This is a genomic window from uncultured Helicobacter sp., from assembly GCF_947367035.1.
Classification (GTDB): Bacteria; Campylobacterota; Campylobacteria; order Campylobacterales; family Helicobacteraceae; genus Helicobacter_D.
Window position 1 is genome coordinate 1 of sequence record NZ_CANBCA010000008.1, and the last position, 13,722, is coordinate 13,722.

Below are 13,722 nucleotides of genomic sequence, written 5' to 3' on the forward strand. Positions count from 1 at the left end.
AATCAAAGAATCAAAGAATCAAAGAATCAAAGAATCAAAGAATCAAAGAATCAAAGAATCAAACTAAAATCATAGCATAAACTTGTTAAGTTTAATGCTGTAATCGTTAAAAACTTTACAATGGAATCTAAAAGGCAATTTATGAGTCTTGCAAGCTATAATCTTGCGTTTTAAAAAATAAAACATATAAAATTGTGGAATCTTATTTTGTGTAGAATTTTGCTACAATAAAGCCAAATCTTTAAAAGGAGAGACTATGCAGTATATTGATGATTCTTTGAAAGGAAAACGCATTTTAATCACTGGTGGCGCGGGATTTATCGGCTCAAACCTTGCACTTTATTTTCAAAAGCACCATAAAGACGCAGAAGTTGTTGTGTTTGATAGCTTTAGGAGTGAGACAAAGTTTAGTAATGGCAACTTCAAATCTCTAGGACATTTTAAGAATCTGCTAGATTTCAAAGGCGAAGTGATAGTAGGAGATATTACAAGTAAAGAGGACTTGGCAAGATTGGAGGAACGCAAGTTTGACTATATCTTTCATCAAGCCGCAATTTCTGATACCACAGCAAGAAATCAAGAGGCGGTTTTGCGTGCAAATGTGAATGCCTATAAGGATTTGCTGGATTTGTGTGTGCGTAGTAACGCAAGTATGATTTATGCTTCAAGTGCGGGTGTCTATGGCAATAGCGCAGCACCCAATAGTATTGGTAGCGGAGAGATTCCAGAGAATGTTTATGGGTTTTCTAAATTGATGATGGATAATCTTACCTTGAAATATTTAAAGAACTTCCCACTTTTAAATATTGTAGGCTTGAGGTATTTTAATGTCTATGGTGAAAATGAGGCTTATAAGGGCAAAACTGCTTCAATGATTTTGCAATTAGGCTTGCAGGCTTTGAAGTTTAAAAAAGTGCGTTTGTTTAAAATGGGAGAACAAAAACGCGATTTTGTGTATATTCAAGATGTGATTGCTGCAAACGTTAAAGCAATTAATGCCAAAAAAAGTGGAATCTATAATGTTGGAAGTGGTAAGGCTAGGAGCTATAATGAGATTGTAGATTGTCTTAAAATGAATCTCGGGGAATTTGAAGTAGAGTATATAGACAATCCTTATGAGTTTTTTCAAACACACACAGAGGCTAATATCGTTTTAACTAAAAAATTTTTAGATTATGAGCCGAGATTCTCGCTAGAAGTGGGAATAAAAAACTATCTAAACCAGATTAAAAAGATTCATAGCAAAAACTTATGGGACGAAATTTTAGGAAATAATGCGTGAAACCAAATATTCTAGTCGTGGGTGATTTGATTTTAGACCATTATATTTGGGGAAATTGTGAACGTATTTCTCCTGAAGCACCCGTGCAAGTGATTGAGGTAAAAAAGGAATCCTTAAATCTAGGGGGTGCTTGTAATGTTGCTAATAATCTTATAAGCTTAGAATCTAATGTATGGGTTTGTGGAATGGTAGGCTGTGATGAAGCAGGAAAGACTTTGCGTAAGGAATTAGAAAGCAGAGGCATTCAAACAGAGGGGATTTTTACAAATCTTTCGCGCCCTACGACACAAAAATCGCGTCTCATTGCAGCACACCAACAAGTCGTGCGGATTGATAGAGAGGATAAAAGCCCTATTTCTCGAGAGGGTGAGGAGTTTATTTTAAATTTCGCTCAACATTTGATTGTAGAATCCAAGCTTCAATGTCTTGTGCTAAGTGATTATCAAAAGGGCGTATTAAGTGAGAGTTTAACACAAAGCTTGATTGCATTAGCGAAGTCGCACTATTTGAAGATTCTAATAGACCCAAAGGGAAAAAATTACTCCAAATACAAAGGTGCAACTTTGCTTACACCTAATAAAAAAGAAGCAATGCAAGCCACAGGGATTTACATTAATAATGAGGATTCTTTGCGGGATTGTATCGTGGCTTTGCAAAAGATGTGTGAGTTAGAAATTTCGCTGATAACTTTAAGTGAAGATGGAATCGCATTTATTAAAAAAGATTCTATACGAGAGAGAAACACACAAATAGAGCAAGTGCCAACGATTGCGCGAGAAGTCTTTGATGTAACAGGGGCTGGGGACACGGTGATTGCCTCTTTAGCCTATATGTTAGCCTTAGGTAGGTCAATCTCGCAAAGTGTGTATTTCGCTAATGCAGCGGCTGCTGTGGTTGTGAGTAAAGTGGGTTCTGCAACGGCAAGTAAGCAAGAGATTCTTACCTATCTTAAACGTAACAATCTTTTGGATTCTGCTTTAGCAAATACAGAGTTTTTGAAAATTTTTGATGAGACAATACCTCACTTAAATCATTTAAACAAACAAATCAATAAGATTCTTAAGCAACAAAAACCCAATTCATATTGGGATAAATGGATAAAGGGAGAGGATTTTAACGTATTTTTGGATTCTATTTATCAATTAAAAAGGGAAAATTTTAAAGTCGTTTTTACTAATGGTTGTTTTGATATTTTGCATTTAGGGCATATTGATTATTTGCACAAGGCACGGAATCTCGGGGATTTATTAATTGTTGGTTTAAATAGTGATGATTCTATTAGGAGATTGAAAGGCGCTTCACGCCCGATTAATAACCAAAAAGATAGAATTGCAATGCTTTGTGCTTTGGAATGTGTAGATTTTGTTGTAATTTTTAACGAGGATACACCACGCGAATTGATTGCCAAGATTCGTCCAAATCTATTAGTCAAAGGTGCAGATTATAAAGATAAGGAAGTGGTAGGACGAGAGTTTAGCGAAGAAGTGCAGTTAATAGAGTTTCTAGAGGGCAAAAGCACAAGCCAATTAATCCAAAGAATAAAGGAATCTTAAATGAAACAAATAATTTTAAACGAAATTGCTGCGCATTTAGAAAGTGCGCAAAAAATGGAATCCCTAGCGCAAGTGTTACAAGAAGCGGCACAAATGGCAATAGAAACATTAAAAAGCGGTGGAAAGATTCTGCTATGTGGTAATGGTGGAAGCGCCGCAGATAGCCAACATATTGCCGCAGAATTAACCGGGAGATACAAAAAGGAGCGTAGAGGATTCTCTGCAATCGCACTGACAACCGATACAAGTGCTTTAAGTGCAATTGGCAATGATTATGGCTATGATTTTGTATTTTCTAGGCAAGTAGAGGCTTTAGCGAGAAAGGGTGATTTACTACTTGGAATCTCTACAAGTGGAAATAGCAAAAATGTCTTAAATGCGTTGAAAGTTGCGCATCAGTTAGGCTGCAAGACATTAGGGTTTAGTGGAGGGAGTGGAGGAGAAATGCGCACACTCTGTGATGTGTTGCTTCTCTCTCCAAGCGAGGATACTCCACGCATTCAAGAAATGCACATTTTAATGGGACATATTCTTTGTGATTTGATTGAAAGAGGAGTGGAGTAATTGCAAGAGTTTTTTGAAAAAACAATTGTTGCTTGTGCAGGTGGGGATTCTAGTTTAGATTCTGAGCTTTTTGAGCAGCTTCAAAACGAGGGGATTCTAGCAAATTTTGCAGATTTAACTGCTAATGAGCGAGGGATTTATTTCCGTTTTTCTAACAATAAAATTTGCAAAATAATGCTCTATCAAGCCAAGATTCAAGAGACAACTTTCAGAAGTAAAGGCGACCCTTCTGTGCATTTATGTGGGTGTGAGGAGGCTTTAAAGAATCTAAAGAATCCCGATTTCATCGCTACGATTTCACTTGATTTACGCTTTTTTCTAGGGATTTATTCGCACAAGGTGCAGACAAAATTTTTTAATGATAAGCCTTTAAGGCTTTGCCCCTATTGCGCAAAAGTTTTGGCAAAAAGTTTTAAAAATGATTTACGTACATTTCTTTTATCAGGATAAAAGAGTTCAATCAAAGCCAACACTTTAGATTTCAAGATTTACTTTATTCCCTCCTCATCAATTAGATGATAACCGAGTGATTCTAGGCTTAATACATTATCCTCTATGATTTTTGGTTCAATGATGAATAAAATCTCTTCGGTATTTTGCACTTCTTGCGAGTAAGAAAAAAGCAGGTTTAACAAAGGTATATCCCCAAGTAATGGCACTTTGTTTTGTTGGTTAATTGTGTTTTGGGATATTAATCCTCCTAAAATGATTTTTTGATTATTTTTGACTTTGACAATAGAGCTTAATTGATTGGTTGTAAGGTTGGGCGGAGTGTCAAAGGCATTGCTTGGAATCTCGCTTTTATTGTCTTTTGTTTTGGTGATGGAGGGGTTGATTTTCAGCATAATCTCTTCACCAAATACAAGCGGGGTAATATCTAAAAGCACCCCAGCAAAAATACTAGGATATTCATTATCTGTATTGGTTAGGGTTGTTTGAGCATTGGTATTTTGATAAATATTGCTCTTTTTGTAACGCAAAATATCTCCTACGCTAATCATTGCAGGTTGATTGTTAAGCGTCAAAACTTTGGGATTAGAGATAGATTGCACTTCTCCATAAGTTTTTAAAAACTCTACAATGCGTGTAAGGCTTACGCCTTGTGAGAAAATGTTCAAGCCATATTGTAGCTTCCGCCCACCTTCCCCACCAATGAGGTTGATTCCACTTGTATTTCCAATTTCGCCATTGCCACCCAAACTCGCATTTTCTCCAAAAGATGGAATCACAAGATTTTGCAAATCATAAAGGCTTTCCCAATTAATTCCCAAAGTTTCTGTGTTTTTGTGCGTAACGCTTAGAATATGCACATCAATTAAGACTTGTTGTTGCAACCGCTCGTGTAAATTTTGGATATAAGATTCTACCTTTTGAAGTGATTTTCTATCGCCTTGCACACTGATTAATCCTGCGCCACGATTGATAATGACTCTCCCCTCTTCCGCTTTGGCATTAATGATGGTCAAAATTTCCGTTTCAATGGTTTCCCAGAAGTTGAATCCATCTTCGCTTTTAATATTAATGCCAGACTTGCTTAAATTTTCTTCTTGATTTTGCGTGTTGTAGTTGTTTTGTCGCTCTTCGTTGTTGATAGAAACAGAAGTATTGCTGATGCCTTGCCGATTTGTGCTTAAGTAGTTGATTTTAAAAGTTTTGGTTTCATTGATTTTCAGCCTTAGAATATCTTTTTCAAAAGAGTAATGAAGATTTGCTGCGTTAAAAAGGAGTTCAAAAATAAAGTCTAAATCCTTATTTTTAAAATTAATCATAGAGAGGCTTTGGTTGAGTCGGGATTCTATTTCAGCTTCATTCCAAACCACACTAAAATGACATTCACTAGAAAATTCGTTTAAAACCTCACTGATTTTGATAGGGTAGTTTTGCAAAGAGAGATTAAAAAGGCGATTTTGACACGCAAAAATCGGGAGAGAAAAGAGCAGAAGAATCAGATGGAATTGACAAAAAATTCGCATTTAGTTCCTTAATAAGTTGGATTTTAATAGGCAAATTTTATGGGGTGTTTGTGTAGAATCTTGTAAAAACACGCAATGATTTTGGATTTTAAGAATCGTCCAACTTGTGTTTTGCGCTTCAAAAATTGTCTGAACTTTATACCACTTGCCATTAAAATTTGCGCGGTCTTGCATTAAACCATAGAGATTCAGGCTTTCATTTGGCATAGAGTTTTCGCCATAATAAAATGGGTCCGCATAAGCCACAAGCCAAAAGAAGTTAAAAAGCAAATATTTCATTCAAATTCCTTCGTCTTTTGATGTAGTAAAACTTCTAAATAAAATTCTAAATTCTGCTTAGTAGGATTGGGATAGAGAGAAAGAGAATGGATTTGTAAATGCGCTTGCGATTCCAAGTTTTCTAAAAAGCCAAAGAAATTTTCATATCGTCCTTTTGCACTTAAGTTGATTTGCTTGTTTTCTTGCGAGATAGTCAAGTCTTGTAGGCTTTTAGAATCAGCGATTTGTGTTAGCATATAAATGCTAGATTGCTTTTGTAAAAGATTTTTTTGTTTCTCTTGTAATGCGATTTTTTGCTTTAAGTCTTGAATGGAATCTTGTAGAGATTCCATATCATTAAGATTTTTAACGACTTTGGAGGTGCTTTGCAAGTCTAAAAGCTCTTGTCTTAAACGAATTTTTCTTTGGTTTTTTTCTTCTAAAGATAGCTTTGTGTGCTCAAAACTTAGGCTAAAAATAGATATAAATCCTAACAAAAAGCAAAAAATAAACAGCAAAATTAATTCACGATTAGAACGCGCGTTCAAATAAGATTCTATTCTTTTTAGCACTTGGTTAAGGGAATCTTTCATCGTGGAATCCTCATTGCTATTTGTATCCAATAAAAATCTTGATATTTTTCTAAACTCTGCACATTTCCCCAATGTGATTTTTCTAATTCCTCTAAAACTTGTAAAGTATTTTTGCCTCTAAAGAGCAAGGAGAGCAAGTTGTTTTCCATTCCAAAATAAGCAATTTTGACATTTTGTTCTTGTAAAATCGGGTCAATCGCGTTAAAAAATGGCACAAGATAAGTTGCATTTGGCATCGCATTTTTAAGAAATTGAGAATTTTTTTCATATAACATTTGGAGGGAATCTCGCTGCTCTTGCAAAAGTAATGCTTGCTTTTGGGATTCTGTGAAACTTTGGTTTTGGTCATTGATTTTAATGTGTTGCTCGTGGATTTGAGATTGCAAGTTTGCAATTTCTCGGCTAGATAGTAGGTTTAAAATCAAAAATACAAGCCAAATCCCAATGCCCATTAAAACACCCAGCACACTAAACTTTAAAGCTTTGCCAATCTTTTGCTGCATTAGGGGAAGTGTTTTTTCTAAGGGGTTAAAATTTAAAGAATCCAAAAGTTCTATTTCGTTGATTTTATAAGAAAGTCTTTGTGCGTTAAATTGAGACTGCAAGTGTTGGATTTCTTGAGTTGCACTGCTTTCATCTAATACCCAAAAAGTCAATAGAAAGTTTTTGTCTTTTTGTCTGAAGTCTTTAATTTTTTCTTGTGCTACTTGGAAGTCTTTTATGGGTTGTAAGAAAGCTATTTCTCCTCTCTCATAATAAATAAGTGTCCATTGCGCGTAGGAATCTAGCACCAAAAATGCTTGCGATTCCCTGTCATCTCGTAAAAATTGCGCACACAAAAAGCAAGGGTGGCTAAGGTAAAGATTCGCATCGCTCACATACTTTTTCAGCGAATCTTTATTGAGTAGCAAGCAATGATAAGTGGTAGAATCTTGAGTATGAGAAAAGCGTAAAAAATATTCACAAGTATGCGGAAGATTTAGCAAAGAGCAAATTTTGTCTTCTAAAAAATCTTCCAAAATCTCTGGGGATTCTTGAAGTTTTTGGTTTTCTTTTTCATTCAAAATCAATGTATAAAATATAATTTCTTTGTTTTTAAAGCTCTCCAAACCCCAAACCTTTAAAATTATGTGTCAAACTTCGGATAATAGCTTAAAAAAGTTTAAAGTATTCGGTTTTTAAAGTAGAAGTTTCTACAAAATAGAGTAGAAAGATTAAATGTTACAATTTGTATCTGTTTGAGAGGGAATCTCTTGTTTGGCTTACATTAGAGTTTTGTTTGCTTAACCCTTATTTAACTCTAATTTGCTTTTGATTATAATGTAGCATTTACAACAGGAGCTATAATGGCAATTTCATTTAATTTTTATGCAACTTTGCTTAGTATGATTTTTGTCTTACTATTGGGTCGCTTTGTTATCAGTAAGATTAAGTTTTTACAAGATTATAATATCCCTGAACCTGTGGTAGGTGGAATCATTGCTGCCCTATTGATTTTTTGTTTTTATCGTTATGGAGGGGTAGAATTAAAGTTTGATAGTTCTCTAAAAGACCCTTTGATGTTGGCATTTTATGCAAGTATTGGATTGAGTGCGGATTTTGCCTCTTTTAAGAAGGGAGGAAAGATTCTTTTTATTTTTTTAATCTTTGTTTCTGCCTTGCTGTTTTTGCAAAATATCGCAGGATTAATTGCAGCACAAACAATGGGCGTAAATCCTGTGATTGGTTTGCTAGGCGGTTCTATCACAATGAGCGGAGGACACGGCACAGGTGCGGCGTGGGCAGATATTTTTAAGGCGTCTCCTTATAACTTTGAAGCTGCTTTAGAGGTTGCAATGGCTTGTGCGACTTTTGGATTAATTGCGGGGGGGGTTATCGGAGGTCCTGTTGCGCACTATCTCGTGAAAAGATACAATTTACAGCTTCCAAGCAAAAACCACGAAGAGGTTTTACCCAAAGGATTTGAAAAGCCGGAAAAAGAACGTTTGATTACCGCGGGTTCTTTTGTAGAGTCCTTAGCATTGATTGCAGTTTCTTTACTTGTTGGAACGCTTGTTTCAACTTATTTTAAAGGTTCATCTTTCACGCTTCCTACTTTTGTATGGTGTCTGTTTGTAGGAGCAGTTTTGCGCAATGTCCTCTCATTGACAAAGGTGCATCAAGTATTTGATAGGGAAGTTTCTGTGTTAGGAAATGTTAGTCTCTCACTTTTCTTGGCTTACGCGTTAATGACAATTAACCTTTATCAGTTGGTTTCTTTGGCGCTTCCTATGTTGGTAATTCTTACAATTCAAGTTGTATTAATGGTATTTTTTGCTGTTTTTGTGACCTTTAGATTCTGCGGACGTGATTATGATGCAGCAGTTTTAGCTGCAGGGCATTGCGGATTTGGACTTGGTGCTACTCCTACGGCTATGGCAAATATGCAAACGGTTACTCAACATTATGGACCAAGTCATATGGCGTTTATTGTCGTGCCTTTAGTGGGAGCATTTTTCATTGACCTTGTGAATGCGTTTGTGATTAGCGGAGTGTTAAAGCTACCATTTTTCTAATGAAGTGTGAGTAGAGGCATTGCTTGGCACTTCTGAAAGATTATCATAGTTATGAAGATTTGCGCCTTTTTGCAAAGTTAAAAACAATCAAGAGAAAAATATTAACATTCTCGTTTTCTTTTGGTTGAGGAGTTGCAAGGTGCTTTTGGAGAAAAGGTTGATTCTACAATGCTAGACGAAGAGAGTATTTTGAATCTTTTTCACGATTTGATTTAACAAGATGAAAACCTATGGAATTCCTATCGTATTCACAATGACAGGGCGGTTGTGCAAAGATTCTAAAGTTTTGTATAATTGTGTGAAAATTTATTAAAGGATAGCGAATGTCCAAGAAGCAAATAATGCAAAAATCCTTAACACATTTAGGCAATGCAACAAAATATGTTTTTATCTACGATAAGAATCTTTTGGAGACTTTTTTAAACCAACACCAAGAGAATGATTATTTTGTCAAGTTGAATTGCCCAGAATTTACAAGTCTTTGTCCTATTACAGGACAGCCAGATTTTGCGACCATTTATATTTCTTATATACCGGATAAAAAAATGGTAGAATCTAAATCACTCAAGCTTTATCTTTTTAGCTTTCGCAATCACGGCGGATTCCACGAGGATTGCGTTAATATCATTTTAAAGGATTTGGTGCAGTTAATGCAGCCACGTTACCTTGAAGTATGGGGTAAATTTCTACCTCGTGGCGGGATTAGCATTGATCCTTATGCAAACTATGGAATCCCAAATACAAAATATCAAGAAATGGCGGAATATCGCCTCAAAAACCACGATTTGATTGTAGAAAAGATAGATAATCGTTAAAGACAAGGATAAAAGTGTAATTAAGATTCCATTTTCTTTACAAGATTATTATATAATACTGCTTATTTTAAAACAAGGAGTATTAATGCAAAAATTAATTTTCAGTATTACTATTATCGCTAGTTGTGCGAGTTTCTCCCTAGCGGGATTTGATGAAAATTTCAAAAAGAGTGTGAGAGAATTTGCAGAGGTTGAGGTAGAGATTCAGTTTAAAAAACCGCTAAAAAGTTTCACAAATCAATATTTTGTGATTGGACGCACGCAAGGGGGAGATATTTTTCCTGCGATGGTTAGCCAAGATGGAAATTACTTTGTTGCATTAAGCAAAATGATGAATTTAAATAAAGAAGACTCTAGTATGATTATGGAGGAACTTTATAAGGCAGGAGAGGAGAAAGAAAAAAAAGATTCAAAAGCCCTTAATGCGCTTTTTGCAAGCTTTTCTCCTAACGATTTTATTTATCTCAAAGGAGAGGGTGAGGGTTTGCCAACAAAAATCGTTGTAACAGACCCAGATTGTCCTTATTGCCGCAAGCAATTAGAGACCATAGAGGAGGAATTAAAACAAGCGAATTTGAAGTTGATTTTTGCCCCTGTGCATCAAAAAGAAGCTTTTATTAAAGCACAATTAGCGATGAATCAAACGGCAAAGTTAAAGGTAGAGGATACGAAAGGTAAAATTAAAATTTTACGTTCTTTTTACCAAGAGGTAAAGTTAAGCAAGAATGAAATGGCAACGAATATTACCCAAGTGCGCAAAAATACGGATAAGATTTTTAGCAGTAATCTTATAAAAGGCGTTCCCTTTATCTTTGAACAAAAATAATCTTATTCAAATGGTAATTGATGCAAGCAAGCTTAGAAATTAGTTACGATTCTACAAGTGCGGTTGTTTTGCTCGGTGGGGTTTGGGATAAAGACCTCTCTAGGCACATACTTAGGCGCTTAGAGAGCGTTTGGGATTCCATTGCTAAAGCAAGGAGAGAATCACAAAGTGTCGCTGTTTGCATTCGGCTAAAGGATTCTTTTGATTTGGACTTTTGTGGCGGAGAGATTTTGCTTAGGTGGCTAGAGGATTTGAAACATCAAACAAAAATCAAGCTTGAGGATTCGCAAAATGCACTATTGATTTCACAGAAATCTAAACGAATTTTGACGATTCTGCAAGACAAAAAAGCACCCGATAAAACAGCTATTACACGAGAGTTCATTCAATGGCATTTGGATACTTTTAAGATTTTAAAAAATTGGAGCAATAATGCACTAATGACTTTTGGATTCTTGGGTGAGATGATTTATAATTTCTTAATTGGGCTAATCAACCCCACAAATATCCGCCTAAAGGCTTTGTTGTTTCAAGTGCAAGAAGCTTTAATTAAAGCGATTCCAATTGTTTCTTTAGCCTGTTTTCTCATTGGAATCGTGGTTGCTTATCAAGGAAGTCTCCAGCTAGAACAATTTGGGGCAAGCATATTAATCGTTGAAATGAGTTCCATGCTAACTTTGCGCGAAATGGCACCGATTATTACGGCAATCATTATCGCAGGACGAAGCGCGTCCGCATTTAGTGCAGAGATTGGAATGATGCGCGCAACTCAAGAAATTGACGCAATGAATGTAATGGGATTTAATCCTATTAATTTTCTAGTTCTACCGCGAGTAATTGCACTTTGTGCCGTGCTACCTCTTGTAGTTTTCATCGCTGATATTTTTGGACTTATTGGCGCAATGTTTGTTTCGCAAATGCAATTAGGAATCAGTAGTGAGCAGTTTATTGAAAGATTTTTACAAATGGTAGAAATGCGACATTTTTGGATAGGTTTTCTTAAAGCACCCTTTTTTGGATTAATTATCGCATTAATTGGTTGCTATCACGGGTTTATTGTCGCAAAAGATACGCGAAGCATTGGAATCCATACGACAAAAAGTGTGGTGGAATCTATCTTTTGCGTGATTGCATTTGACGCATTGTGCTCTGTCCTCTTTACGCAAATAGGTTGGTAAATGGAATCCCAAAACATTATAGAAGTGCGCAATTTGACAACAACTTATGGCAAACGAATCATTCACGATAAAATCTCTTTTAATATAGGTAAAAAAGAAATTTTTGCTTTGCTTGGCGGGAGTGGAAGTGGGAAAAGCACTTTGCTAAACACGATGATTTTTTTAAAGCAACCTACTAGTGGAGAAGTGCGAATACTAGGGCAAGACATTTGGAAATTAAACACAAAAGATGCCTTGAAAATGAAGTTAAATATGGGAGTGTTGTTTCAGTTTGGCGCACTCTTTAGTTCGTTAAGTGTGCTAGAAAATCTCACGATTCCTTTGAGAGAATGGACAAATTTTAGCTCTTATGATATAGAATCCCTTGCATATATTTGGCTTACGCGTGTGGGGCTAAAGGCAGAGGTGGCGAAGCTTTATCCCAATGAGCTAAGTGGTGGAATGGTTAAGCGCGTAGGTTTAGCGCGTGCTTTAGCCCTTAGCCCAAAAATCTTGTTTTTAGACGAACCTACAAGTGGTTTAGATCCTAAAAGCGCAAGGCATTTTGATGCTTTGATTGTGGAATTAAGAGATTTGCTAGAAATTAGTGTTGTAATGGTAACGCACGATATGGAGTCTGTTAAGGGTGCAGTAGATAGAATGGTAATTTTAAAAAATCAAGAGATATTATTTGAGGGTAGTGTGCAGACTTTAGCACAACAGACGGAATCGCTAGATTTGTTTTTGTATCAGATTTAAGGAGTTATATGGAAGCGCGATTAAATTATGTCTTGCTTGGCTTATTTTTTGTTGTTTCGTTGATAAGTCTAGCAGGATTTGTCTTTTGGCTAGGTAAATACGATAGAAATTTAGAGGATTATCGGGAATATTATCTTTATAATAAGAATTTACCCAAAGGAGTGCGGATTGAAACTCCCGTCAGATATTTGGGACTTCCTGTGGGTTTTGTAAAGGGCTATAAGCTAAATATGGGTGCAGAAGATGTAGAAATTACTCTTTGGATTAAAAAAGATATTATTTTAAGAGAGGGCGCAAAGATTTTCGTAGATTCGCAAGGGCTAACAGGAGGCGTTTTTCTCTCTCTTGTGCAAGGCAAGGGCGAATTTTATACTAAAGGAGTCAGAGCGACTTTAAGCTTGGAGGAGAATTGGTTAGAGAAAGTTGGAAATAAAGCAGAAAATGTTTTTGACCGCTTGGAGATGAGTTTAAATCGTTTAAATCATCTTTTAAGCGATAAAAATTTAGATAATATGGAGCGGACTTTAGAGGGTTTAGCAAATCTACCTCCTAGAATAGAGAGTGTGCTAACCTCTGCTCAAAAAGAGATTGAGGGAATTGGAGAAAGTAGAGAGGCGATTCATCGTGATATTCTGAAAGGAGATTATAACTTACGCACCCTTTTAACGCCACTTTTGTTTGATTTAGAACGAAATTCTAAAACATTGGAACAGATTTTACAAAAAACAGGAGATTCTGTGGAGGATTTTTCTAATGCGCCAAGCGAGTTTTTGTTTGGTAAAAGACAGCGGACTTTAGGACCGCGTGAATGAGATAAAAGGAAAGAAATGCAAATAAGAATTTTTAAAGTTTTTTTTATTTCTATATTGTTATTGGTGTTTAGCGGTTGTTTGAGTAAAGAGTTACCAAGGATTCAACATTATGAGTTGAGTTTGGATATAGAAGTTTGGAAACAAGAGAATAAGAGGATTCCCAAATCACCTCTCATTTATCAAGGCACAGAAGCGAGCCTCAAAATTGCTAATAGAAAAATCGCCTACAAAACGAATGCAAACACATTTGACTATTTTGTCAAAAATGAGTGGATAGAACCTCTGCCTCTAATGATAGATTCTTTAGTCTTAAAAGTAGCAGAATATGCGGATATTTCATTACTAAAATCTGCGAATGCAAGAACTTCAAACTTCAAACTTCAAATCCTAGATTTTTATTATGATACAAAGCGTGAAGTCGTGGTGCTAAACCTCCTCCTTGCGCAACAAGATTCTAATCATTTGCTTACAAAGGAAACAAAAGTGCAAAAAGGAGGCTTTGATGAAATTATAAAAGCGATGAATCAGACAATAAATTCTGCACTTTTAGATTCGTTTGCATTGTTAAATTAGGG

The 13,722-nt window shown here is 35.8% G+C and carries 15 protein-coding genes; 11 read left to right on the forward strand and 4 right to left on the reverse strand.

Annotation, left to right across the window (positions count from 1 at the left end):
- Positions 1–256 precede the first annotated feature (256 nt).
- Genes rfaD through Q0Y61_RS03835 form a run of 4 tightly spaced genes read left to right on the forward strand, consistent with a single transcriptional unit; the run spans position 257 to position 3,849 of the window.
- Positions 257–1,282, forward strand: a complete 1,026-nt coding sequence (rfaD, locus tag Q0Y61_RS03820) for an ADP-glyceromanno-heptose 6-epimerase (RefSeq protein WP_297811623.1) — start codon at positions 257–259, stop codon at positions 1,280–1,282.
- Positions 1,279–2,835 (forward strand): D-glycero-beta-D-manno-heptose-7-phosphate kinase, encoded by a 1,557-nt coding sequence (gene rfaE1, locus Q0Y61_RS03825; RefSeq protein ID WP_297811626.1) that lies wholly within the window; start codon positions 1,279–1,281, stop codon positions 2,833–2,835. Before rfaD ends, rfaE1 begins: the two co-directional genes overlap by 4 nt.
- The gene (gmhA, locus tag Q0Y61_RS03830) at positions 2,836–3,399 is read left to right on the forward strand and encodes a D-sedoheptulose 7-phosphate isomerase (protein WP_297811629.1); all 564 of its coding nucleotides are present in this window, start codon (positions 2,836–2,838) and stop codon (positions 3,397–3,399) included.
- Positions 3,400–3,849: a hypothetical protein gene (locus Q0Y61_RS03835; protein WP_297811632.1), complete on the forward strand. Its 450-nt coding sequence runs from the start codon at positions 3,400–3,402 to the stop codon at positions 3,847–3,849.
- A gap of 38 nt (positions 3,850–3,887) precedes the next feature.
- On the opposite strand, the gene Q0Y61_RS03840 is transcribed toward Q0Y61_RS03835, so the two are convergent.
- The 4 genes from Q0Y61_RS03840 to Q0Y61_RS03855 are packed head-to-tail and all read right to left on the reverse strand — an operon-like array spanning position 3,888 to position 7,332.
- Positions 3,888–5,372 carry a pilus (MSHA type) biogenesis protein MshL gene (locus Q0Y61_RS03840; protein WP_297811635.1) on the reverse strand — a complete coding sequence of 495 codons (1,485 nt, stop codon included), beginning with the start codon at positions 5,370–5,372 and terminating at the stop codon, positions 3,888–3,890.
- Positions 5,373–5,651, reverse strand: a complete 279-nt coding sequence (locus tag Q0Y61_RS03845; protein ID WP_297811638.1) for a hypothetical protein — start codon at positions 5,649–5,651, stop codon at positions 5,373–5,375. It abuts the gene before it with no gap.
- Positions 5,648–6,223: a hypothetical protein gene (locus tag Q0Y61_RS03850; RefSeq protein WP_297811641.1), complete on the reverse strand. Its 576-nt coding sequence runs from the start codon at positions 6,221–6,223 to the stop codon at positions 5,648–5,650. The genes Q0Y61_RS03845 and Q0Y61_RS03850 overlap by 4 nt, the downstream gene beginning before the upstream one ends.
- Complete coding sequence (locus Q0Y61_RS03855) at positions 6,220–7,332, reverse strand: hypothetical protein (protein WP_297811645.1); 1,113 nt, start codon at positions 7,330–7,332, stop codon at positions 6,220–6,222. The genes Q0Y61_RS03850 and Q0Y61_RS03855 overlap by 4 nt, the downstream gene beginning before the upstream one ends.
- Before the next feature lie 237 nt (positions 7,333–7,569).
- Between Q0Y61_RS03855 and gltS the strand changes: the two genes are divergently transcribed.
- From gltS to Q0Y61_RS03890, 7 genes are all read left to right on the forward strand, one after another.
- A complete protein-coding gene (gltS, locus tag Q0Y61_RS03860; RefSeq protein ID WP_297811648.1) occupies positions 7,570–8,778 on the forward strand; it encodes a sodium/glutamate symporter in 1,209 nt (402 codons plus the stop codon).
- Between the two features lie 323 nt (positions 8,779–9,101).
- Positions 9,102–9,593, forward strand: a complete 492-nt coding sequence (gene queF / locus Q0Y61_RS03865; RefSeq protein WP_297811651.1) for a preQ(1) synthase — start codon at positions 9,102–9,104, stop codon at positions 9,591–9,593.
- Between the two features lie 85 nt (positions 9,594–9,678).
- Complete coding sequence (locus Q0Y61_RS03870; protein WP_297811654.1) at positions 9,679–10,419, forward strand: thiol peroxidase; 741 nt, start codon at positions 9,679–9,681, stop codon at positions 10,417–10,419.
- A gap of 20 nt (positions 10,420–10,439) precedes the next feature.
- Positions 10,440–11,597, forward strand: coding sequence for an ABC transporter permease (locus Q0Y61_RS03875; protein ID WP_297811657.1), 1,158 nt, complete (start codon positions 10,440–10,442; stop codon positions 11,595–11,597).
- Positions 11,598–12,335 (forward strand): ATP-binding cassette domain-containing protein, encoded by a 738-nt coding sequence (locus Q0Y61_RS03880; protein WP_297811660.1) that lies wholly within the window; start codon positions 11,598–11,600, stop codon positions 12,333–12,335.
- 8 nt (positions 12,336–12,343) lie between these two features.
- Positions 12,344–13,147 (forward strand): MlaD family protein, encoded by an 804-nt coding sequence (locus tag Q0Y61_RS03885; RefSeq protein ID WP_297811663.1) that lies wholly within the window; start codon positions 12,344–12,346, stop codon positions 13,145–13,147.
- A 15-nt stretch (positions 13,148–13,162) separates the two neighbouring features.
- Positions 13,163–13,720, forward strand: coding sequence for a hypothetical protein (locus tag Q0Y61_RS03890; protein WP_297811666.1), 558 nt, complete (start codon positions 13,163–13,165; stop codon positions 13,718–13,720).
- Positions 13,721–13,722: the final 2 nt, after the last annotated feature.